Here is a 20,132-nt window from a genome sequence, read left to right on the forward strand (position 1 = left end):
CTCTGAACTTTAGATAACCTTAAAACTGGCGTAAGAAGCGCATATCATTTTCGTAAAATAAACGGAGATCATCGATACCATAGGTAAGCATAGCAATCCGCTCAACCCCCATGCCGAAAGCAAAGCCGCTTACTTGGTTAGGGTCAAAGTTGCTCATTTCAAGTACCCTCGGATGAACCATTCCCGAACCTAATATCTCCAGCCAGCCTGTAGACGAGCATACTCTACACCCACGGCCGCCACATATTACGCAAGAAATATCTACTTCTGCACTGGGCTCAGTGAACGGGAAGAAACTTGGTCTAAAACGCACTCCAACCTTGCTGCCGAATATATCGTGAATAAATAACTCTAACGTTCCCTTTAAATCCGAAAACCTAATGCTTTTATCGACTACAAGCCCTTCTACCTGATGAAACATCGGGGAGTGCGTAGCATCATAATCGCGCCGATAAACCTTTCCGGGCGCAATCATTCTAACCGGTTTGTTTGGCTCTGATGCTTGCATCGTCCGAGCTTGTACAGGAGAAGTATGCGTTCTTAATAATATTGAGTCCGTTATATAAAAAGAATCCTGCATATCGCGCGCGGGATGATCTTGCGGAAGATTCAAAGCCTCAAAATTATAATAATCGGTTTCTACTTCCGGCCCCTCTTTAACCTCAAACCCCATAGTCATGAATGTATTTTTGATTCGATCCATCGTTAGTGTTAAAGGATGTTTGTGTCCTAATAACGGTTTCCGGCCAGGCAAAGTAACGTCAATCTTTTCCGACGCAAGTCTGTGAGCTAGCTCAAGCTCTTTTAATTCGTCACGCTTAGCGTTTATGCGGTCTTCCAATTCGGTTCTAACATCGTTAACTAATTGACCTATCCGCGGACGCTCATTAGCGCTTAATTGGCCTAATCCCCGTAGGGCACTTGTAATAAGACCTTTCTTGCCAAGATATTTAACCCTAATTTCAGCAAGTTGATCAATTTCTGATATCTGTTCCAATTCTTTCAGAGCAGCTTGTTTCGTTGATTTTAATTGTTCTTCCATATATACCCCCCACTTTGCTTGTGAAATAAAAAAACTTTCGCCCCGAAAGGGGCGAAAGTTTACTTCCGCGGTACCACCCTAATAAGTACTCTAGTTTCTTTAACGCAGAAAACGTCTGGCCTACACAAGAAGATTTCTCTTCAGCTCAGATGCTCGGGAGCGAACTTCTGTCAGGTGTTTTTAGACGGCTCTCAGTCTTGGCGCATCCTCCCTGTAAAACCCTTCCTAACATACTCTCTCCGTCATGACATTTACCACTATTGTAACATCAACCGCTTGTAAACTAAATATGCAACTACAGAACCGGTAGCCGTGAAGATTCTCCAAAAAAAATCTGCGGTCAGCATTTGACCAGGCCCTCCCTACTAATTTTGGAAATTCCGGTCTTCGTAGTGGTATTATAGCATATCAAATAATCAATTACAAGCCAGCCAGCCTCGCTGCCGTACTGCCTCGTATAAAATTACTGCCGCAGCGGCGGATACATTTAACGACTCAGCCTTTCCAATAATAGGAATGTGAAGCCGCTTGTAAGAATGTTCCAGTAAATCTTTGCTGACACCATTGCCCTCATTACCAAATATTATGGCGACGCGATCGGTAAAATCAGCGCTGCAGTAATTATCTGAAGACTCTAGAGATGTAGCTAGCAGCTTTATTTTGTGTCTTTCCATAAACTCAACAATTTCAACTGGTGACATATCCGGATATACAGGCAAATGAAATATTGATCCCATACTGGCACGGACAGTTTTTCCCGAAAATAGATCAGCACATCCTCTTGTCAATATAACTGCCGTGCAGCCAACTGCATCAGCTGTACGAATCAAAGTCCCTACATTACCTGGGTCTTGCACTGCGTCCAGTATCGCAATGAGAGGTCTCTCATGGTCAATTAGCTGTTCTAGTTTATTACTTGACCGTTTGTCTATCAATAGCATTACACCTTGCGGTTGTTCTGTCTCGCTAATTCGTTCAAAAATATTAGTTGGAACCTCAATAATTCGGCAGTCTCGTGGATCTAGCTTAGTTAATAGGTCCTGGAACCTTTGGGTTTCTTTTATATCACTTGTGTAAATTAACATATGAGCTTTCCAGCATGAGCCTAAAGCTTCTTCTACTAGACGGATTCCCTCGGCAATAAATAAGCCCGTTTCATCACGCCGTTTTTTTAGTCTAAGCGATGCTACCAGCTTTACTATTGGATTATGCGGACTGGATATGAATTCACTCACTCAAGTTCCTCCAGTCTTTGAACCCCTTCATTGCCTCCTACAACTATTAGTATATCTCCAGTGAGGATTTTTTCGGACGGCTCTGGGGGAACTATAATTTCGTCTTTGCGTTTAATCGCCAGAACGTTTATCCCATATTTTGCTCGAAGATTAGTTTCGGCAAGACTCTTGCCGGTCAGTATTTTAGGTGCCGTAACTTCGACCATACTAATATCCGGCGACAATGCTATAAATTCTAAAACATTAGTAGAAACAAGATTGTGCGCAACTCGTTGCCCCATATCCCGTTCAGGATAAATTACTCTATCAGCGCCAATCTTTTCTAACATTTTACCATGCAAGGCGTTTTGCGCCTTAGCAACAATATATGGAACACCCATTTCTTGTAACTGTAACGTTGTCAGCATATTAGCCTGTATGTTTTGGCCAATTGCAACAATTACTACGTCAAAATTACGTATGCCCAATGCTTTTAAAGAATTTTCGTCGGTCGTATCAGCCTGAACAACGTGAGTAACCTTATCGCTAAAATCCTGAACGCGCTCCTCATTATCGTCGATTGCCAATACTTCGTAGCCCATATCATGCAGAGTTTTAGCGACACTTGAACCGAAACGCCCTAAGCCTATAACGGCAAATTGTTTTTTCTTTTTCATTCTTTTTTCTCCTAACCTATGATAACCCTACCCTCAGGATATTGAATATCAGCTTTCCTCTTGCGCAATGCCAGTGCAAGAGCCACAGTCACCGGACCAACCTTTCCTGCAAACATAGCAAATATAAGCCATAACTTTCCTAACGATGTTAATGTCGGTGTAATTCCTGTAGATAAGCCAACAGTACCGAATGCGGAAACAACCTCAAATAGAAGATTTAAAAATTCAGCTTTTTCGGTAATACTCATCATCATTGTAAAAAAAATAATTAGCGCAACAGAAATAAAAACCAGTGAAAATGCTTTATACACACTACTTGGCGAAATCCTTCTGCCAAACAACTCCGCATCTTGCTTACCTGATATATGAGCCCAAACGGCCGCAACAACTACACTTACTGTAGTTGTCTTAATCCCACCTCCGGTAGACGCTGGCGAAGCTCCTATAAACATCAGTATCATAAGGAAAAGCAAGGTCGCATTAGTCAGTTCCCCTATATTCAACGTATTTAACCCAGCAGTTCGTGTTACTGCTTGAAAATAACTTCCCAGCAATTTACCCTTCCAGGAAAGCTCGCTGATTGTAGCGGGATTGTTTAGCTCTAGCAAAAGAATAACAAGCGTCCCTGAAGCAATCAAAACTCCAGTTGCAGTAAGTACGATTTTAGTATGTAATGAGAATCTTGAAAAAGACCTATTAGCTACCACATCCGAAATAACAGTAAATCCAATGCTGCCTAATATAATCAGAGAAGTAATAACCAAATTGACTGTAATATCATCTACATAACGTGTATAACCTCTGAAATCACCAAAAAGATCAAATCCGGCACTGCAAAAAGCAGATATAGCATGCCAATAACCGAAGTAGATTGATTTTAAACCAAATTCCCCATACCAATGAATAGCTAGTATTGTGCCGCCTATAAATTCCACTAGCAGCGTGGCCTTTATTATATATTTAGTTAACCTTACTATTCCGGCCACGGTTAACTGATTTAAAGCCTCTTGCATTATCAGCCTCTCACGCAATTGTATCTTTTTACGCATAAGAAGCGCCATTAGAGTCGCCATCGTCATTATTCCCAAGCCACCGGCCTGAATTAAGAAAAGAATAACAACTTGCCCAAATATTGAAAAGCGCGTACCGGTATCAACAACAGCCAGCCCTGTTACACATACGGCTGATGTTGCAGTAAATAGTGCATCAATAAATCCAAGTCTTTCTACTGTAGCCGAGGCGTTCGGTAAGGATAACAAAATAGCGCCAAAAAAAATTAACCCGGCAAAGCCAAGTACAAGAATTTGATAAGGTGTAAGTTTCCATTGCGATATATCAAGCAAGTTAGCAAACTCAGGCTTTGCTTTCAATATTTTCACCTCGGTATAATATTTACCATTAAAATTATAATCATTCAACCCGAGGCTGTCTATACCTTAAACAAAAGCAAGCTATACTAAATAAAAACCCGCCTCACCATACGGAGCAAGGCAGGTTGCATCTTTTTCTATATCACTTTTGAGATACAGTCAAAGTTTAACATGTATCTTCGGACTGAATCTTTAACTCCCCTTTTAACTGCACTCATGAGATTAATGTAATTTGTGCCGTTTGAAGTCTTCGCTAACTCTGCCTTAAGTTTTTCTACTGCAGCCAAAGACATATCTGTCGCAATATTTATCTTGGATATACCAGACTGAATTGAATTGCGAAAATCCTCCCTGCTAAGTCTAGAACCACCATGCATAACCAGCGGAACATCAATTTTAGCATTTAATTCACTGAGCCTCGAAAAGTTGAGCTTAGTATCTCCTTTATAAGCACCATGGCTAGTGCCAACCGCAACAGCTAAAGCATCAATTCTTGTCTTATGGGCAAAATCAGCCGCTACTTCCGGTTTGACAATATTTTCGTCATTAATATCTTTAAAACACTCATAACAGCCAACATAGCCCAATTCACCCTCGACAGATATACCGAGAGAATGGGCTATGCGCGTAATTTCCTTAGTCCGTTTTAAGTTTTCTTCATAAGGCAAATTTGACCCATCAAACATTACTGAAGTAAAACCCCAACGAATTGCTTTCATGACACCATCATAAGTATGCCCATGATCCAAGTGCAAAGCAACAGGCACAGATGCTCTTTGAGCGGCGCGCACCATTGCCGCACTCAACACCTCAGCATCCGTAAATTTAAACAACCGCTCCGGGATACCCAATACTAAGGGTGTTTTTAATTCCTCTGCAACTTCAACAACTGCTCCAAGTGTTTCGAAATTGAAGACATTGAACCCGCCAACTGCATATTTCCTCTTTCTTGCATCCTGAAGTAGTTCGCGCATTGTTACTAAAGCCAACTTGAACTCCTCCTTTATTAAAAAATGCAACCTTAGCTTAAGATATTTTATTCTATAGCTGCATTTAAAAAACCTTTACCATTGTTTTAATATTTGAAACTTTTTAAATATTATCCATTGCCTAATACTTTTCCAAATTGCGGGGTTTTTATACAAAAAAATTCTAGGAATTTTATAATTCCTAGAATTTTGTTAAAACTTATTGAAGTTGTGCTTTTGCGGTATCTACAAGCTTACCAAAAGCATTCATATCATTAACAGCAAGATCCGCCAACATTTTACGGTTAACCTCAACGCCAGCCTTTTTCAAGCCATTAATCAGTTGGCTATAAGAAATACCATTGATACGAGCAGCGGCATTAATACGGGCAATCCATAGTTTACGGAAATCGCCTTTCTTAGCCCGACGGTCACGACGCGCATAATACAGCGCCTTCATAACTGTTTCGTTAGCTTTTTTAAATTGCTTGCTCTTGGCACCTCTGTAGCCCTTAGCAAGTTTTAGAATTTTTTTATGACGTCTATGTGCAGTCACGCCTTTTTTAACTCTTGGCATGTTTGTTACCCCCTATTTAGTGTTTACAAAGTGTTATGCGTAAGGAAGCATCTTTACTACGCGTTTATAATCGGATTTGTTAACCAGAGCGGCCTTGCGCAGATTACGCTTCCGGGCTGGTGATTTTTTCTCAAGAATATGGCTTTTGAAAGCCTTAGCGCGTTTAAACTCGCCAGCACCAGTTACTTTAAAGCGTTTGGCAGCGGCTCTACGTGTTTTAATTTTTGGCATTGTGAATCCCCTTTCTTAATTGTGCGACTTAGTAGACAAAATCATTATCATATTTTTACCTTCAAGTTTGGGCTCGCGTTCGACTGTTGCCATATCTTTAAGTTCAGCAGCCATTTTTACTAAGAGCTGTCTGCCTAGTTCCGGATGTGACAACTCGCGCCCACGAAACATAATCGTAACTTTAACCTTGTCTCCATCTTCCAAAAAGCGCTGAGCATTCTTCTTCTTTACATTGAAATCATGATCCTCAATATTTGGGCGAAGCTTAACTTCTTTAACGGTTACGACTTTTTGCTTTTTCTTAGTTTCTTTATCGCGTTTCTGCTGCTCGTACTTGTATTTTCCAAAGTCCATGATACGACACACAGGCGGCTTAGCGGTCGGTGCTACCTCCACTAAATCCAGTTGTTGTTCGGCCGCTTGACGCAACGCATCACGGAGCGTCATAATCCCCAATTGTTCGCCTGTACTACTGGTAACCCTTACTTCTCTAGCCCGAATTTCTTCGTTAACCCTGAGATTTTCTTTGCTAATTGCGACTCACCTCCTAATTATTCCAATAAAAAAATGGGCGGCTTTAGCCACCCATACAATCCACCAATAAGATATACTGGTATCAATCTACCTTACTAACTGCAATAAAGCGTTGCAAGGTGAGAAGCGGATGGCTTCTACTTCAAACATAATTTACTTATCTAGAATATCATGTTAGATTTCCTAAGTCAAGTTTATTTCTTTGCTATTATTTCATTTAACACATTATCAATAAACTCATTGACAGGCTGAGTGCCTATTTCGCCTTGGCCGCGTTTACGAACGGCCACGCTTTGCACTTCTGCCTCTTTGTCACCAACGACTAGGATATAAGGTGTTTTTTCCAGTTGCGCTTCCCTAATCTTATACCCAATCTTCTCATTGCGCTCATCGACCTCAACCCTAATATCCTTGTCATTCATAAGCGCCTCAATTTCGCGTGCATAGGCAACATGACGGTCGGTAATAGGCAGAATCTTAACTTGAACAGGCGCCAGCCAGATCGGAAACGCTCCGGCATAATGCTCAATGAGGATACCAATGAAGCGCTCCATACTGCCGTAAGCCACACGATGAATCATAACCGGGCGATGTTTTTGACCGTCTTCACCTACATAGGTAAGGTCAAATTTTTCCGGCATCTGCATATCTAATTGGATAGTCCCGCACTGCCAAGTCCGACCAATCGAATCGCGTAAATGAAAATCGATTTTAGGACCATAAAATGCGCCGTCGCCTTCATTTACTTTGTATTCCATACCGCAGTCCTCAAGCGCTTCCCTGAGAGCATTAGTCGCCAATTCCCAATCAGCGTCTGATCCCATCGACTTCTCAGGACGGGTGCTAAGTTCGGCATGGTATGTCAACCCAAAAGTGCTGTAAATTTTATTGAATAAATCAATTACATTCTGAATCTCAGCTTTAATTTGGGAAGGCAACATGAAAATATGAGCATCATCTTGAGTAAAACTCCGCACCCTCATTAAGCCATGCAAAGCACCTGAAAGCTCATGCCGGTGAACTAAGCCAAGCTCAGCGGTGCGAAGCGGCAAGTCACGATAACTATGATGCTGAGTACGATACACCAAAATTCCGCCCGGACAATTCATCGGTTTAACCGCATAACCTTCGCCATCGATGTTAGTAAAATACATATTCTCGCGATAATGATCCCAGTGGCCCGATTGCTGCCATAGCCGCTGATGCATTATAATTGGGGTCTTTATTTCCTTATAGCCATATTTAACATGGATTTTACGCCAAAAATTCTCCAGCTCATTACGAATAACCATACCTTTCGGATGGAAGAATGGAAAACCTGGGCCCTCTTCCTGAATACTGAACAAATCAAGTTCACGACCCAATTTACGGTGATCGCGTTTGGCTGCCTCTTCAAGCATTTGCAGGTAAGCATCTAACTCCGACTTTTTCTCAAAAGCCGTTCCATAAATACGTTGAAGCATTTTCCGTTTTTCATCGCCGCGCCAGTAAGCTCCAGCCAAACTCTGGAGTTTTATAGCCTTGACCTTACCTGTAGACGGAACATGCGGTCCTGCGCATAAATCTACAAATTCTCCCTGCTTATAAAGAGAAATGGCGACATCGGCGGGAAGATCATTAATGAGTTCAACTTTATAAGACTCGCCTTTTGCTTCAAAAAGCTTTATAGCTTCCTCACGCGATACCTCAACTCGTTCAATCGGTAAATTCTCTTTTACAATCCTTTCCATTTCCCTTTGAATCTTTTCAATATCTTCAGGCGTAAAAGAGTACACTGAATCAAAATCATAATAAAAACCGTTAGCGATTGCCGGTCCAATTGCTAATTTTGTATCTTTATACAGTCGCTGAACAGCTTGGGCCAAAATATGCGATGCACTATGCCGCAGCGTATCTTTGCCCTCAGGATCTTCAAAAGTTACGAAATCGACCTTGGTGTTTTCATTTAATTTATAACGAAGATCAACAAGCTGTCCATTCACTTTTGCAGCAAGCGCGCTTTTTGCTAAGCTCCTACTGAGAGATTCAGCGACTTCGGCCAACGATATTCCTTGCTCGAACTCTCGTTGTGAGCCATCTTTTAGTTCAATTTGAATTCTACCCACACTTATTTCTCCTTTATCGTTTGATTGTGAAAATAAAATAAACTCTCATCCCTATATAGGGACGAGAGTTACCCGCGGTTCCACCCTGATTGGCCTAAGGCCCGTCTTATTTGTTATAACGGGTATCTTCCCGGTTTAGCTTACTGAATTTCAGCTAAACAGTTTGGAGGTGGTAACAATAGTCGTATACGTAAAAATGCTTTCAGCCTCTGGCATTTTCTCTCTGGCAACGTCATTATAACTTTGCCTTGTCCTCCGCATTACTTGTCACATCATGCATTTGATAAAATATTATATTATTTTTCCAGCATTGTCAAGAAATCAGCTGCCATATCAGAATTCTTTACATATATGACAACCTTCACATAATGCAACCCTACCTTCAAATACATTCTTAATAGTAACTACCACATTCTGTGAAGAATTTATGTCATGATTATGCAGCATTATATTATAAGGTGCTATGCTAATTAGCGAAGTGATTAGTAAATCTTCATAGTTAATTTCACTGGCACTTTCCACTATAAAGTTTTCTAAGTAATTGTTTTTTATTGCATCTCCACTTGTATCGAGAATTTTATAACTGCCAGACTGGCCAATAACAACATGGACTTCTTCTATCTTAGGTTCCTGGATATCAATAAAATAACGTAAAACGCGTATAAATTCTTTGTATTCCAGATCCATCATATAGTCGTCTACAGCAATATCTACTACTTCAACTAACCTCTTTCGATATTCCTTAAGGCGAAAATTCATAAACCCCTCTAAGACCAATTCATGATGATTGTCAAGATATTGAATGATCTTTGTCATAATTTTGCTATGCCGAGCTGTTAAGTTAAAATCTACCAATGTTCCGCTGCAAGTATTTAATATTTCTAGAGCATTAACAAAAATCAATGACCGCTCATTCTCATTAAAATAATAGTAATTCGTATCGATAATTTTCTTTAACAGTTTTTTTTCTTCCCGACTAATTATTATATCAGCTAAAAGTTTGGCTACATAGTCTTTGAGTAAGCTCTTTATCTTCTCATAATTGCGGAAAGATAATTCACCTTCAATGACATTGCACCCTAAAAACGTATAACGTCCCTTGTTTATCTCATCAATCGCCACGCGAAATCCTTCTTGTCTTAATACTGAGCAGTCCTGCTGCAATCTAGCTCTTATATAATCTGTTGTTCCCGTCAAGCCAACAGAAAGCAACTTCACACTATCACTCCTTTCCTAGATAGTATATGTGCCCTTATTTATTTGCATACAGGAATTCACATGCCGTGTCGCGCTAGCTTTCTCCAAAATAAACAAAATAGGCAACCTCCGTTGGAGATTGCCTATGTCGTCCGTCTTTATTTAATAAGTTTTAATTGTTCATTAATGGACAACAGCCATTCATTCCGCCCATTTACGATAAATTTTAATTTGCGATCTCGTATAGTCGTGATACTAAGAACATTGGGTATAAAGTAAAAAGTCTTTCCCGGTACTACGTCCGCAATATGCGCTAGCTGAACATCTTCAATATACTTTTCATTAATGTCTAACAAGTAACCAACAAATACCAACCGCTCACTTGTTAAATAAAAGGCGCCCGCAAACGCTTGACCATCGCAATATAAGTTAGCATGGTCTTTTTTTATTATTTGTTCTTGTTCTGCTAACCGAAAGCTATACACAACAATCGCTCCCACCACAATATAGTGATAAGAAATTATTCGCGGCTTATTATAATTTTCCTACTACCATGCTAACTACTTTGCTAAAAATTCATGTCGATTGACTTTATCTCCAGTGAGCGTATCAGCCGTCTGCCGATACGTAAAACCAGGGTTTAGGCTCTCGACAAAACTTGTCGTCCAACGCTGGTAGAATTTCTTCATTAGCTTAAAATCAGCACCTGCTCTATCCCAATTTCTCTCCTGAAGACAAACCTCGCCTTCCCAAACAAGTTTAGACGATGTATTCTCAGTCACCATATCACTTTGATCACAAGGCATACCATTAAGCAAATAGTCATTCAACGCTTTATACAGCCCGCCTATTCCCGCAGCATTATAACTATTAGATTCCTTTGCACGACGCCCACAAATAGCACCGTGCTCTTCGAAAGACTCTTCGATAATTGTTTTTGCCTCGTCGCCATAGGTATCTAATAGCTCTTTAATTAAAGTTGCCTCACGAGTTTCAGCTATATTGATCTGCCGTTGGAGCCAGCCATGAATATTCGACTGATCAATTAATTCCGCTAAATCAATATCAGGTAAAGGCTCCCCATAAGTCTGCCAAACTTGTTGACGGATTTCATCTACAGCTGGTCCTAACTTTTGTTCAGCCTTTGTGTAGATTAGGTTCTCCCTCTCAACGACCCGTCTGATTTTATTGTATAACCAGTAGTGTATGTGCCCCAGAAATGCGCTCATATTGAGTTCCTCCTTGAGTTTTTCCTAAATAACTTTGTTCAAAGCAGCCAGTAATTCGTCGACATCTTGCCCATGAATTTCAGCCGCTTTATGAACCGGTTCACCAGTTGATGATGGGCAACCTAAACACCCCATCCCTAATGATCTAAAAACAGGTATAGTCTGTGGATACACTCTAATGATATCACTAATCACACTATCTGCCGTAATTTTATCGCCAAACACCAACGTGCCCTCTGTTAATCCGCCCGCCACAGGAACTATTTTAGCGCCGGCTTCTGATTGTTTCACTTTGGGCTCGGTTTCCTGACTTACTTCACCATAGAAAGCAGCTAGCACGTCGGCTTTAAATTTTTCAAATCCTATCCGGTCAATAAACTGGCCGATGCGCTCAATGTCGGCATTCTTTTGATAATACTTAATAATGATATCTACTATTTTCAACGCCTGATCCTCTGTCAGATCCTGAACTAGTTGATTTGCCAACCGGGGATGAGAACCAGCGCTGCCTCCCACATATATGTCCCAGCCATTGTCAGTCGCCAACAAGCCGATGTCTTTGATATGGACTTCCGCACAAGAGTTAGGGCAACCTGCCACACCAAACTTTAACCGGGATGGCATTTCCTTTTTATGATAAAGTTTATCCAACTGCATCCCAAGTTTAATACTGTCTTGCTTACCCCTTTTACAAAAAGCTATGCCTGGGCAAATTTTGACGCTGCGCACACAATTAGCGAATCCCATCGCCGGCGTCATGTCAAGCTCTTTCCATACATTTTCAATATCTTCAGCTTTTAGGGCCGTGATCATAATACGTTGGGCCGAAGTCAATTTCATTATACCGCCATATTTTTCTGCAACATCAGCATATTTACGCATAAGATCGGGCTTAATAAAGCCGCCTGGCAAATGTGGCGTTACAGCGTAAGTCTTTTTCCCATCTCTAACCTTTTGCAAATTCGCGCCTTTAGGCAACATATTGCCACCTCCTCGTTTCCTCGTTTTCTGTTTTTATAATACCCCGAATAGCCACAGTTTACTGTGACAAAAATCACGTTAGTAAAAAACTTTACTTAATTCTACACTAATTATAGTTGTTTATAGCTGCAAATTCATTATCGCTCAACTCACGATAATCACCTAGTTCGAGCTGATTGTCCAACTCCAAAGGCCCCATAGATAAGCGTTTTAGATATAAAACTTTCTTCCCCACTGCAGCAAACATTCGTTTAATTTGATGAAATTTTCCTTCATATATCGTTACTTCAATCTCAGACCGGGTACCGCTAGAGATAATGCTTAAATCACTGGGTAGTGTTACATACCCGTCATCAATAGCAACTCCTTCGCGAAAAACCTTGCAATCCTCGGCTGTTACCTCGCCTTCAATCAGCGCAAAGTAAGTCTTGGGAACATGCTTTTTCGGAGAAAGCAGGCGATGAGCCAGTTTACCATCATTGGTCAGCAGCAGTAGCCCCTCGGTGTCTTTATCTAATCGCCCCACCGGGAAAGGCTCGAAGACCTTATATTCGGGCGCTAATAAATCGGTAACAACTTTTTCCCTAACATCTTCGGTTGCCGAAATAACCCCCGACGGTTTATTCATCATTAGGTATACAAATTCACGATATACTATCTTATTTCCGTCAACCTCAATATTATCCTTATAGGGCGAAACATGCATGTCAGATTGTCGCGCAAACTCTCCATTAACACTAACCCGTCCGGCCTTGACAATTCTCTTTATTTCTTTACGTGAGCCGTATCCGATATGACTAAGTACCTTATCCAACCTCTGGCGATCCTTTTCCGCCATAATATCTCACCTTTCATCTCTATCCTGCCAGCGCCAACCAGGAGGATACTCATTTTTTAGACTATACCCTCCGCCCTTGCCCCAACCAAGCGGAAAACCATCAACTGTTACTAAGTGCCAGCCCCTCGGCCATAATTTTCCCTCTTCTTGAATTGTCTCGCCGCGTAAGTATCTTATAACAGCATATCTATCGCTTTCACTTTTAGCCGACAACTCTAAGCATTGCACCGCAGCTTTGACAGCATTTAAGTCCATTCCCATAGCAAAGGCCTGACTGGGATAAAAGCGTCCTTTCTCAACGGTACCAAGTAACCAGCCTGATCGCAGCACCTTTAATCCTTTGAGTGGCGGCAAGCAGGACTTTTCCCATAGTACATGACCGCTCCGCTCAATGATATTTCCGCCATCAGGAATCCACTTCTGCCATAAATCCTTATTTCCCCACACTTGTTGAGAAAAGTCAGCAAGCGCTTGGCGGGCATCAGCAGACAACGATTGTTTATGGCAATACTTATGATTGACACCTGCCCCAGTTTCATGACTTTTAATTTTAGCCGCAAAATGCCCCTCACCCTTGACTCTATGCGGCCATAATCGTCGTGTTTCAATAATTTCAAAAGACTTATTAGCCATTACAAAATTCTCAACTTGCTTTTCGTTTTCTTCCCTTGAAAATGTACATGTTGAATATACTATTTCACCGCCAGGAAGTAAGAGCTCAGGTACCAATTTCAATATGTCCGCTTGCCATTGAACATACTTATGAACCTCTTGCTCACTCCACTCTTTAGCCATATCTGGATCTTTATGAAACATACCTTCTCCGGAACAAGGGGCATCAACCAGAATTTTATCAAAAAACTTTCCGAAGACACTGGCAATGCGCTCGGGAGTTTCATTCAGCACAACGGCATTAATTACCCCGTAACGTTCTATATTCTTTAAAAGCACTTTGGCCCGCTGAGGATTAATATCATTAACAACAATCAGACCATCACCTAATCTTCCGGCAAGCTGAACTGATTTCCCCCCTGGCGCCGCACACAAGTCTAAAACCATATCTCCCGCTTGAACATCAAGCAACTCCGCCGGAAGCATCGCACTTGGTTCTTGAATGTAGTATAAACCGGCATAATAATACGGATGCTTCGCAGGCCGTACTTCTTGTTCATTATAATAAAAACCATCATAGCACCATGGAATATCTTCTTCAACAAAAGGAATCAATTTTGCTAATTCTTCAGAAGATATCTTCAGCCGATTTGTCCTAAGCCCAGCAGTACGCGGTTTTGAATAACTCTGTAAAAAATCAGAAAACTCCTGACCTAAAGTGTCTTGCATCTTCTGTAAAAATTCTTGCGGTAATTTCATCTAAGACATCCTTTGCATATTCATTCTACTATTGTGCCCCTGTCTATTGGCTACTTTCGTAGCTATATTTACCAATTATAGCAAACATTAAGCCCTAAAAACATACACAAAGCAATTGAAATATTGTGCTGCTTAAAAATGCAGCACTCATCATATTTTACTATTCTTCTTATTACAAGTGCTTTTTCTCCATTCTGCGTGATGTTGACAAACATTGCTTCTCAAAGTATATTAATATTATATATATATCAAATGTAATGACTGGGAAGAGTAATCAGGCAGCGCTTTTTCAGAGAGTCAAGGGTTGGTGAGACTTGACAGGCGCCCTAAGATGAATACACCCAAGAACAGCTAGCTGAACGGATTTCAAGTAGGCGATGCCGGTTGCCACCGTTATTGGCTAAAGGCTGTGCGAGCCTTATGAAGTGGCTGATTAGGCAACATGGGTGGTACCGCGGGTTTAAAATCCGTCCCTATTTAGGGGCGGATTTTTTATTTTGTATATCCAATGAACAGGAGGAAGACAAATGTCAGTGTTTGATACGCTATTAGAACGAGGATTTATTCAACAATTAACGCATGAAGATGAAATTAAGGACCTGCTCTCTAAAGAAAAAATCACATTTTATATTGGATTTGATCCGACAGCTGATAGCCTTCATGTTGGACACTTCATTGGCATGATGGCTATGGCACACATGCAGCGGGCAGGGCATCGCCCAATCTGTCTATTAGGTGGCGGTACAGCCATGATTGGCGATCCGAGCGGCAAAAGCGATATGCGTAAAATGATGACCGCTGAAACCATTAATAACAACGCTAATTGCTTTAAAGCGCAGATGCGCCGTTTTATCGATTTTTCTGATGGCAAAGCGCTAATGGTCAATAACGCAGACTGGCTCATGAAACTTAATTATATACAGATGCTTCGTGACATCGGTGCTCATTTTTCGGTAAACAGAATGCTAACCGCTGAATGCTTTAAGAATCGTATGGAACGGGGACTTTCCTTCCTCGAATTCAACTATATGATCATGCAGGCTTATGACTTTTTAGAATTGAATAGACAACATGACTGTATCATGCAACTTGGTGGCGATGATCAGTGGTCAAACATTATTGCCGGTGTTGACCTAATACGCCGAAAAGATAGCCGCCCTGCTTATGGCTTGACCTTTACCCTGCTTACAACCAGCGATGGACGTAAGATGGGCAAAACAGAAAAAGGCGCACTTTGGCTAGATCCTGCCAAGACTTCCCCTTACGATTTTTATCAGTATTGGCGCAACGTGGACGATGCAGACGTAGAGAAATGCCTCTCCCTGCTCACATTCCTGCCCATGGATGAGGTACGCCGTTTGAGTGCACTTCGTGATAAAGAAATTAACCTAGCCAAAAAGATCTTAGCCTTCGAAGTAACTAAGCTAGTTCATGGTGAGGAGGAAGCGAATAAAGCGCAGCAAGCGGCTGAAGCGTTATTTGGCGGAACAGGTACTCTTAATAACGTACCTACAACAATAATTTCACGCTCCGAAATCGGAGCCAAACTTCTGGATATCCTTTTTTCAGCAGGAATTATAGCTTCAAAAAGCGAAGGCCGCAGGCTTATCCAACAAGGCGGCTTATATCTCGGAGAAACTAAAGTAAGCGATGTGGACTTCACTCTAACCGCCAACTTGCTTGAAAATAACAGTGTATTAATACGCAAAGGCAAAAAAACTTATCATAGAATTACAGTTGAGTGACAAGCGCTATAATACCCATTACGAAAAAGAACCAACGACTCTCGTAGTTGTTGGTTCTTACAATTTAAACGTTTAGCTTTTTACTAATTAGAATATTCTTATCAGGGATATTGGTGATTTTAATTACTTGATACTTTAGACAAAAAAAAGGCCCGCTGGGTAAAAACCCGCGAAGCCTTGAATTTACTGGTGGGGTTAAACGGACTCGAACCGCTGGCCTCTTCGATGTCAACGAAGCGCTCTAACCAACTGAGCTATAACCCCTTACGCAAAACATATTATACTAAGTTAACGATAATCTGTCAAGTAGATACTATTTAGTATAAAATATTGTTTGCAATAACCAACCGCTGTATTTGGTTAGTCCCTTCGTAAATCTGCATAATCTTTGCATCTCTCATATATTTTTCTGCCAGATATTCTTTTGAATATCCATAACCACCCATTACTTGAACAGCATCAGTTGTGACCTTCATGGCTGTGTCAGAAGCAAAGCATTTTGCTAATGCCGATTCTTTTGAAAACGGCAGGCCTTGATCCTTTAACCAGCACGCTTTATATACAAGCAATCTTGATGCCTCAATTTGCATAGCCATGTCTGCAATCATCGCTTGAACTAATTGAAAAGAAGAGATTGGCTTACCGAATTGCTTACGTTCCTTGGCATATTGAACGCATGTATCGAATGCGGCTTGCGCAATACCCACCGAAACAGCCCCAACCAATGGGCGAGCAGCATCCAAAGTTTTCATAGCAATCTTAAAGCCTTCACCCTCGCGTCCTAGGCGATTAGCTGCAGGAATGCGGACATTATCTAAGATGAGCTCGCATGTGTTTGAAGCACGGATTCCCATCTTCTCTTCTTCTTTACCCACGGTGAAGCCTGGGGTGCCGCGTTCTACAATAAATGCGGTGAGTCCACGAATACCGGCAGACTTACGGGTGTTCGCAAAAATAACGAATATTTCAGCAAGTCCAGCATTAGTGATAAAACACTTAGTGCCATTTAGTATGTAATCGTCCCCGTCTTTAATGGCTGTTGTTGCAACCGCACCGGCGTCAGATCCGGCACCAGGTTCTGTTAAAGCAAAAGCCGCCAGATTACCTTCATTAATTACTGAGAAAAACTTCTTTTTTTGTTCGTCATTTCCTACCAGAACTACCGGGTATCCAGCCAAAGCATTGGCAGCGATACTTGTAGCAACGCCAGCACAGCCTTTGCCTAATTCTTCATACATAAGCCCAATAGTAACAGCATCTAGACCAGGCCCATCATATTCTTCAGGAACAACAAGATTTAATAAACCTACCTCGTCTATCTTCTGTAATAATCCAGGGTACATCTTACCCTCTTTATCCATCTCCAAAGCATAAGGTGTGATTTCCTTGGCTACAAAATCATGCACCATTGTTTTTAGATCTAATTGGTCGGGGGTCAAGTTAAAATCCATGCTTCTCCTCCTTAGCCAGAAAGTTCTAAAAACAAGTATACATCATATTGGTTTTTTTGTTAACACTATGATCCAGATTTTTTTTATAATCTAGATCATCTCAACAATAATTTAGCTCCTATTGCTAATAAAACTAACCCAATTATTTGGTTTATTCCGCATGGAACTCGGTCTAAACCAAAACCACCGAAATAATCTATTGCCACTGCAGTAAGAACCTGCCCCACTATAATTGCCGTCGTAGCATTAGCAACACCCACTTTAGGAATGCTTGCAGCTACCAGATATATAATACCAACCCCAATTATCCCACCTAGATAGGCATACCAAGGTGCTTGGGGCAGCGCTCCCAGGTTTCCCTTCCCCATTCTGAAAATAAAGAGTAAGAATACCAAAATAATAGTGCCTGTAATGTGGACAACAAAAGTTGTTTCAAGCAAACCAATAACTTTGCTTAATGCCGTGTTCAAAGATCCCTGAATAGCCATCAATACTCCTGATACCAGAGCTAGTGCAAGCGCTAGCATATCTGCAGACAAATTCAATAGTTACACACCCCTTATAATAACTATATTCTACAGAAATTAGTATAAGGCTAGGAGTGATATTATATACTGTTTAGGAAAAGTTGTGCTTGAGCCATTCAATAACATTGTCGGCTGCTAGATCGGCTTGTCCTGAAAATTGATGGTCGCCACCTTCAATTACGACTAATTTTTTAGGGTTTTTGGCATAATTCCACATCTGTTTAGCTTGCTCGATTGGAACCACTTCATCCTGACTTCCGTGAATAATAAGGACTGGAGACTTTATGTTTCTAACGCAAGCTAAAAGGTCGTAAAACTTGAAATCTTCTATGAAACTTGGCCTAATAACGAGATTACCATATTGGTCAGTAAGTTTAACTGTTTTTCCCTCAACTAACAGCTGAAAATTGGCCCCCAGTGATAACTGGAAGGTTTCATATAAGTTACATGGGGTTGCCCACAAACAGAGTCCCGCAATTCGCTCATCATGCGCAGCAAAAACCAGTGAGCAGCTTCCACCCATACTGCGACCCAGAAGAATAATTTTAGAGAGAATATTACGCCGGCAATAATCTACAATAGCGCTTAATTCTCTAATCTGTGTAGATAGCTCTTTTACCGGAGTAAAAGCAAATCTTATCACAGTATAACCAAACGCCGCTGCTCTATTAGCTAACTTGACCGCTCGCCCGCCGCCGTCCATTGAACCGCGAAACCCATGACAGATAATAAGTGCTGTCCCTAAATTTTTACCTATTGGTTCATGCAAAGCGACCGGGAGTTTCGATATTCCTGATGAAATAAAAAAAGTTTGCAAAACGCTCCCTCCTCGATAAATTAGGTTAGCTATTCTCAAAAAAAGAAAACAGGCTCATTTGCCTGTTATTCTAAAATATAAATCGTTATTCTCTGTCTACCGAATTGTAGAGCCTCACTACGACTCTCAAACGCTAAGTCAATCTTATTGCCCTTTATAGCACCGCCAATATCATCGGCGATAGCATGTCCATATCCTGGAATGTATAAACGGGTACCCAACGGAATTACCGAAGGATCCACCGCAACAAGCCCCTTGTGTAATTTATTGCCACGATAAGTATAACCGGTAGTACCGTCATCGTAGGCGGTATAGGCTGTTGCAATAACTGACAAAGCCTTACCCGATCTACTAGGCTCGGCACCTGGTCTTGACAAATATTGATAGGTATCATAACCTACAATACCGTCCGCAACAAGCCCTTGGCTGCGTTGAAACTCTTTAACAGCCTCTAATGTATATTTTCCAAATATGCCATCAATCGCACCGCTATAAAACCCTTTTTCACTAAGCATGGTTTGAACAGCCTGTACCTTATCCCCGCGCATGCCAAACTTGACCGGATAGTCTACTGATGCCGAAGCAACAGAAGTAAACAGCAGCGATATCAAAAAAACTGCTGCTAAAAGAGAAACTTTCTTCAATAGTTACACCTCTCTTTAAAACTGCCTCCGAGGTTAGCTGTCGGGTTAGGGTCAAAGAGAAGAAAAGAGAAGTAACCCTTCCGCAATAGCGGATTAACCCCTGTTTTTATATCGGTTCCCCCGTACTTACTCCATCTGCATATCCATGGCCTAAACCTAATAATGGTTGTACGATTCGGCATTATAGAAATAGTTTACAGTAATAAGACTATCTAGTCAAGCATAGCTATCAAAGTTTGGCACTACTTACCTAATATACCTAATAAATCCAATGTAGATTTATTAGCAACACCTGTCGTTTCTAGCCCATGTTCTGCTTGAAAACGGCTGACTGCTTCCTCAGTTACCTTACCGTAAATTCCATCCGCTCTTGTGCTAAGATACCCTAACTCTTTAAGTTTCATTTGCAACATTACTACATCCGAGCCTGTAGTTTGATATTTTAATGCACGTTGAACATTAACCTTACGCCCCTCGATGCGGACGGGTGTTCCTACCGGAACCCATTCAAACAATTCTTCAACATCTTTATTTCTCATTCTAATACAACCGTGGCTGGCAAATTGACCTATTGACCATGGCTTGTTAGTACCATGAATTCCATAAATTCCCCA

General features: G+C 41.2%; 22 protein-coding genes, 1 tRNA gene and 3 other annotated features. Of the genes, 1 reads left to right on the forward strand and 22 read right to left on the reverse strand.

The genetic code is table 11. The features are described from left to right. Positions 1-19: 19 nt before the first annotated feature. The 16 genes from pheS to GX348_11095 form a co-directional block, all read right to left on the reverse strand. The gene (gene pheS / locus GX348_11020; protein ID NLP42692.1) at positions 20-1,042 is read right to left on the reverse strand and encodes a phenylalanine--tRNA ligase subunit alpha; all 1,023 of its coding nucleotides are present in this window, start codon (positions 1,040-1,042) and stop codon (positions 20-22) included. Positions 1,043-1,086: 44 nt separating this feature from the next. Next, positions 1,087-1,297, reverse strand: a binding site (T-box leader). A 2-nt stretch (positions 1,298-1,299) separates the two neighbouring features. Then, a complete protein-coding gene (locus GX348_11025) occupies positions 1,300-1,389 on the reverse strand; it encodes a YqzL family protein (protein NLP42693.1) in 90 nt (29 codons plus the stop codon). Positions 1,390-1,458: 69 nt separating this feature from the next. Beyond that, the gene (locus GX348_11030) at positions 1,459-2,277 is read right to left on the reverse strand and encodes an RNA methyltransferase (GenBank protein ID NLP42694.1); all 819 of its coding nucleotides are present in this window, start codon (positions 2,275-2,277) and stop codon (positions 1,459-1,461) included. Then, on the reverse strand, positions 2,274-2,933 hold the full coding sequence (locus GX348_11035) for a TrkA family potassium uptake protein (GenBank protein NLP42695.1): 660 nt from the start codon (positions 2,931-2,933) through the stop codon (positions 2,274-2,276). Before GX348_11035 ends, GX348_11030 begins: the two co-directional genes overlap by 4 nt. Before the next feature lie 11 nt (positions 2,934-2,944). Continuing rightward, a complete protein-coding gene (locus tag GX348_11040; GenBank protein ID NLP42696.1) occupies positions 2,945-4,267 on the reverse strand; it encodes a Trk family potassium uptake protein in 1,323 nt (440 codons plus the stop codon). A gap of 173 nt (positions 4,268-4,440) precedes the next feature. Further along, positions 4,441-5,292, reverse strand: coding sequence for a class II fructose-bisphosphate aldolase (locus GX348_11045; GenBank protein ID NLP42697.1), 852 nt, complete (start codon positions 5,290-5,292; stop codon positions 4,441-4,443). Between the two features lie 199 nt (positions 5,293-5,491). Continuing rightward, a complete protein-coding gene (gene rplT, locus GX348_11050) occupies positions 5,492-5,848 on the reverse strand; it encodes a 50S ribosomal protein L20 (GenBank protein ID NLP42698.1) in 357 nt (118 codons plus the stop codon). Positions 5,849-5,881: 33 nt separating this feature from the next. After that, positions 5,882-6,079: a 50S ribosomal protein L35 gene (gene rpmI / locus GX348_11055; protein NLP42699.1), complete on the reverse strand. Its 198-nt coding sequence runs from the start codon at positions 6,077-6,079 to the stop codon at positions 5,882-5,884. Positions 6,080-6,094: 15 nt separating this feature from the next. Next, a complete protein-coding gene (locus tag GX348_11060; protein ID NLP42700.1) occupies positions 6,095-6,613 on the reverse strand; it encodes a translation initiation factor IF-3 in 519 nt (172 codons plus the stop codon). A gap of 19 nt (positions 6,614-6,632) precedes the next feature. Beyond that, positions 6,633-6,762, reverse strand: a sequence feature (ribosomal protein L20 leader region). A gap of 45 nt (positions 6,763-6,807) precedes the next feature. Beyond that, positions 6,808-8,718 carry a threonine--tRNA ligase gene (gene thrS / locus GX348_11065; protein NLP42701.1) on the reverse strand — a complete coding sequence of 637 codons (1,911 nt, stop codon included), beginning with the start codon at positions 8,716-8,718 and terminating at the stop codon, positions 6,808-6,810. Between the two features lie 333 nt (positions 8,719-9,051). After that, a complete protein-coding gene (gene ytxC, locus GX348_11070; protein NLP42702.1) occupies positions 9,052-9,936 on the reverse strand; it encodes a putative sporulation protein YtxC in 885 nt (294 codons plus the stop codon). 137 nt (positions 9,937-10,073) lie between these two features. After that, the gene (locus tag GX348_11075; GenBank protein NLP42703.1) at positions 10,074-10,400 is read right to left on the reverse strand and encodes a hypothetical protein; all 327 of its coding nucleotides are present in this window, start codon (positions 10,398-10,400) and stop codon (positions 10,074-10,076) included. Between the two features lie 75 nt (positions 10,401-10,475). Next, complete coding sequence (locus GX348_11080; protein NLP42704.1) at positions 10,476-11,144, reverse strand: hypothetical protein; 669 nt, start codon at positions 11,142-11,144, stop codon at positions 10,476-10,478. 24 nt (positions 11,145-11,168) lie between these two features. Then, positions 11,169-12,125 (reverse strand): DUF1858 domain-containing protein, encoded by a 957-nt coding sequence (locus tag GX348_11085; GenBank protein ID NLP42705.1) that lies wholly within the window; start codon positions 12,123-12,125, stop codon positions 11,169-11,171. Positions 12,126-12,231: 106 nt separating this feature from the next. Further along, positions 12,232-12,963 carry an rRNA pseudouridine synthase gene (locus tag GX348_11090; GenBank protein NLP42706.1) on the reverse strand — a complete coding sequence of 244 codons (732 nt, stop codon included), beginning with the start codon at positions 12,961-12,963 and terminating at the stop codon, positions 12,232-12,234. 6 nt (positions 12,964-12,969) lie between these two features. Then, positions 12,970-14,334, reverse strand: coding sequence for an RNA methyltransferase (locus tag GX348_11095; protein ID NLP42707.1), 1,365 nt, complete (start codon positions 14,332-14,334; stop codon positions 12,970-12,972). Positions 14,335-14,582: 248 nt separating this feature from the next. After that, positions 14,583-14,812 (forward strand) — a binding site (T-box leader). 49 nt (positions 14,813-14,861) lie between these two features. Between GX348_11095 and GX348_11100 the strand changes: the two genes are divergently transcribed. Continuing rightward, positions 14,862-16,079, forward strand: a complete 1,218-nt coding sequence (locus GX348_11100) for a tyrosine--tRNA ligase (protein NLP42708.1) — start codon at positions 14,862-14,864, stop codon at positions 16,077-16,079. Between the two features lie 187 nt (positions 16,080-16,266). On the opposite strand, the gene GX348_11105 is transcribed toward GX348_11100, so the two are convergent. The 6 genes from GX348_11105 to GX348_11130 all read right to left on the reverse strand — a co-directional run. Continuing rightward, positions 16,267-16,343: transfer RNA gene (locus tag GX348_11105), tRNA-Val, on the reverse strand. Between the two features lie 53 nt (positions 16,344-16,396). After that, positions 16,397-17,530 (reverse strand): acyl-CoA dehydrogenase, encoded by a 1,134-nt coding sequence (locus GX348_11110; GenBank protein ID NLP42709.1) that lies wholly within the window; start codon positions 17,528-17,530, stop codon positions 16,397-16,399. Positions 17,531-17,625: 95 nt separating this feature from the next. Beyond that, positions 17,626-18,075, reverse strand: coding sequence for a DMT family transporter (locus GX348_11115; protein NLP42710.1), 450 nt, complete (start codon positions 18,073-18,075; stop codon positions 17,626-17,628). Between the two features lie 73 nt (positions 18,076-18,148). Beyond that, the gene (locus GX348_11120; protein NLP42711.1) at positions 18,149-18,874 is read right to left on the reverse strand and encodes an alpha/beta hydrolase; all 726 of its coding nucleotides are present in this window, start codon (positions 18,872-18,874) and stop codon (positions 18,149-18,151) included. A 65-nt stretch (positions 18,875-18,939) separates the two neighbouring features. Beyond that, the gene (locus tag GX348_11125; GenBank protein NLP42712.1) at positions 18,940-19,518 is read right to left on the reverse strand and encodes a hypothetical protein; all 579 of its coding nucleotides are present in this window, start codon (positions 19,516-19,518) and stop codon (positions 18,940-18,942) included. Between the two features lie 242 nt (positions 19,519-19,760). Further along, positions 19,761-20,132: L,D-transpeptidase family protein (locus GX348_11130; protein ID NLP42713.1), on the reverse strand; the 372-nt coding region annotated here is incomplete at its 5' end.

This window comes from Veillonellaceae bacterium (genome assembly GCA_012523975.1).
In the GTDB taxonomy this organism is placed as follows: domain Bacteria; phylum Bacillota; class Negativicutes; order JAAYSF01; family JAAYSF01; genus JAAYSF01.

Excerpts from the sequence above, each read along its gene's own strand:
- rplT (NLP42698.1), bottom strand. The coding sequence starts at position 5,848 with ATGCCAAGAGTTAAAAAAGGCGTGACTGCACATAGACGTCATAAAAAA.
- GX348_11090 (NLP42706.1), bottom strand. The coding sequence starts at position 12,963 with ATGGCGGAAAAGGATCGCCAGAGGTTGGATAAGGTACTTAGTCATATC.
- GX348_11080 (NLP42704.1), bottom strand. The coding sequence starts at position 11,144 with ATGAGCGCATTTCTGGGGCACATACACTACTGGTTATACAATAAAATC.
- GX348_11095 (NLP42707.1), bottom strand. The coding sequence starts at position 14,334 with ATGAAATTACCGCAAGAATTTTTACAGAAGATGCAAGACACTTTAGGT.
- GX348_11035 (NLP42695.1), bottom strand. The coding sequence starts at position 2,933 with ATGAAAAAGAAAAAACAATTTGCCGTTATAGGCTTAGGGCGTTTCGGT.
- GX348_11025 (NLP42693.1), bottom strand. The coding sequence starts at position 1,389 with ATGCTGACCGCAGATTTTTTTTGGAGAATCTTCACGGCTACCGGTTCT.
- GX348_11100 (NLP42708.1), top strand. The coding sequence starts at position 14,862 with ATGTCAGTGTTTGATACGCTATTAGAACGAGGATTTATTCAACAATTA.
- GX348_11085 (NLP42705.1), bottom strand. The coding sequence starts at position 12,125 with ATGTTGCCTAAAGGCGCGAATTTGCAAAAGGTTAGAGATGGGAAAAAG.
- GX348_11110 (NLP42709.1), bottom strand. The coding sequence starts at position 17,530 with ATGGATTTTAACTTGACCCCCGACCAATTAGATCTAAAAACAATGGTG.
- rpmI (NLP42699.1), bottom strand. The coding sequence starts at position 6,079 with ATGCCAAAAATTAAAACACGTAGAGCCGCTGCCAAACGCTTTAAAGTA.
- pheS (NLP42692.1), bottom strand. The coding sequence starts at position 1,042 with ATGGAAGAACAATTAAAATCAACGAAACAAGCTGCTCTGAAAGAATTG.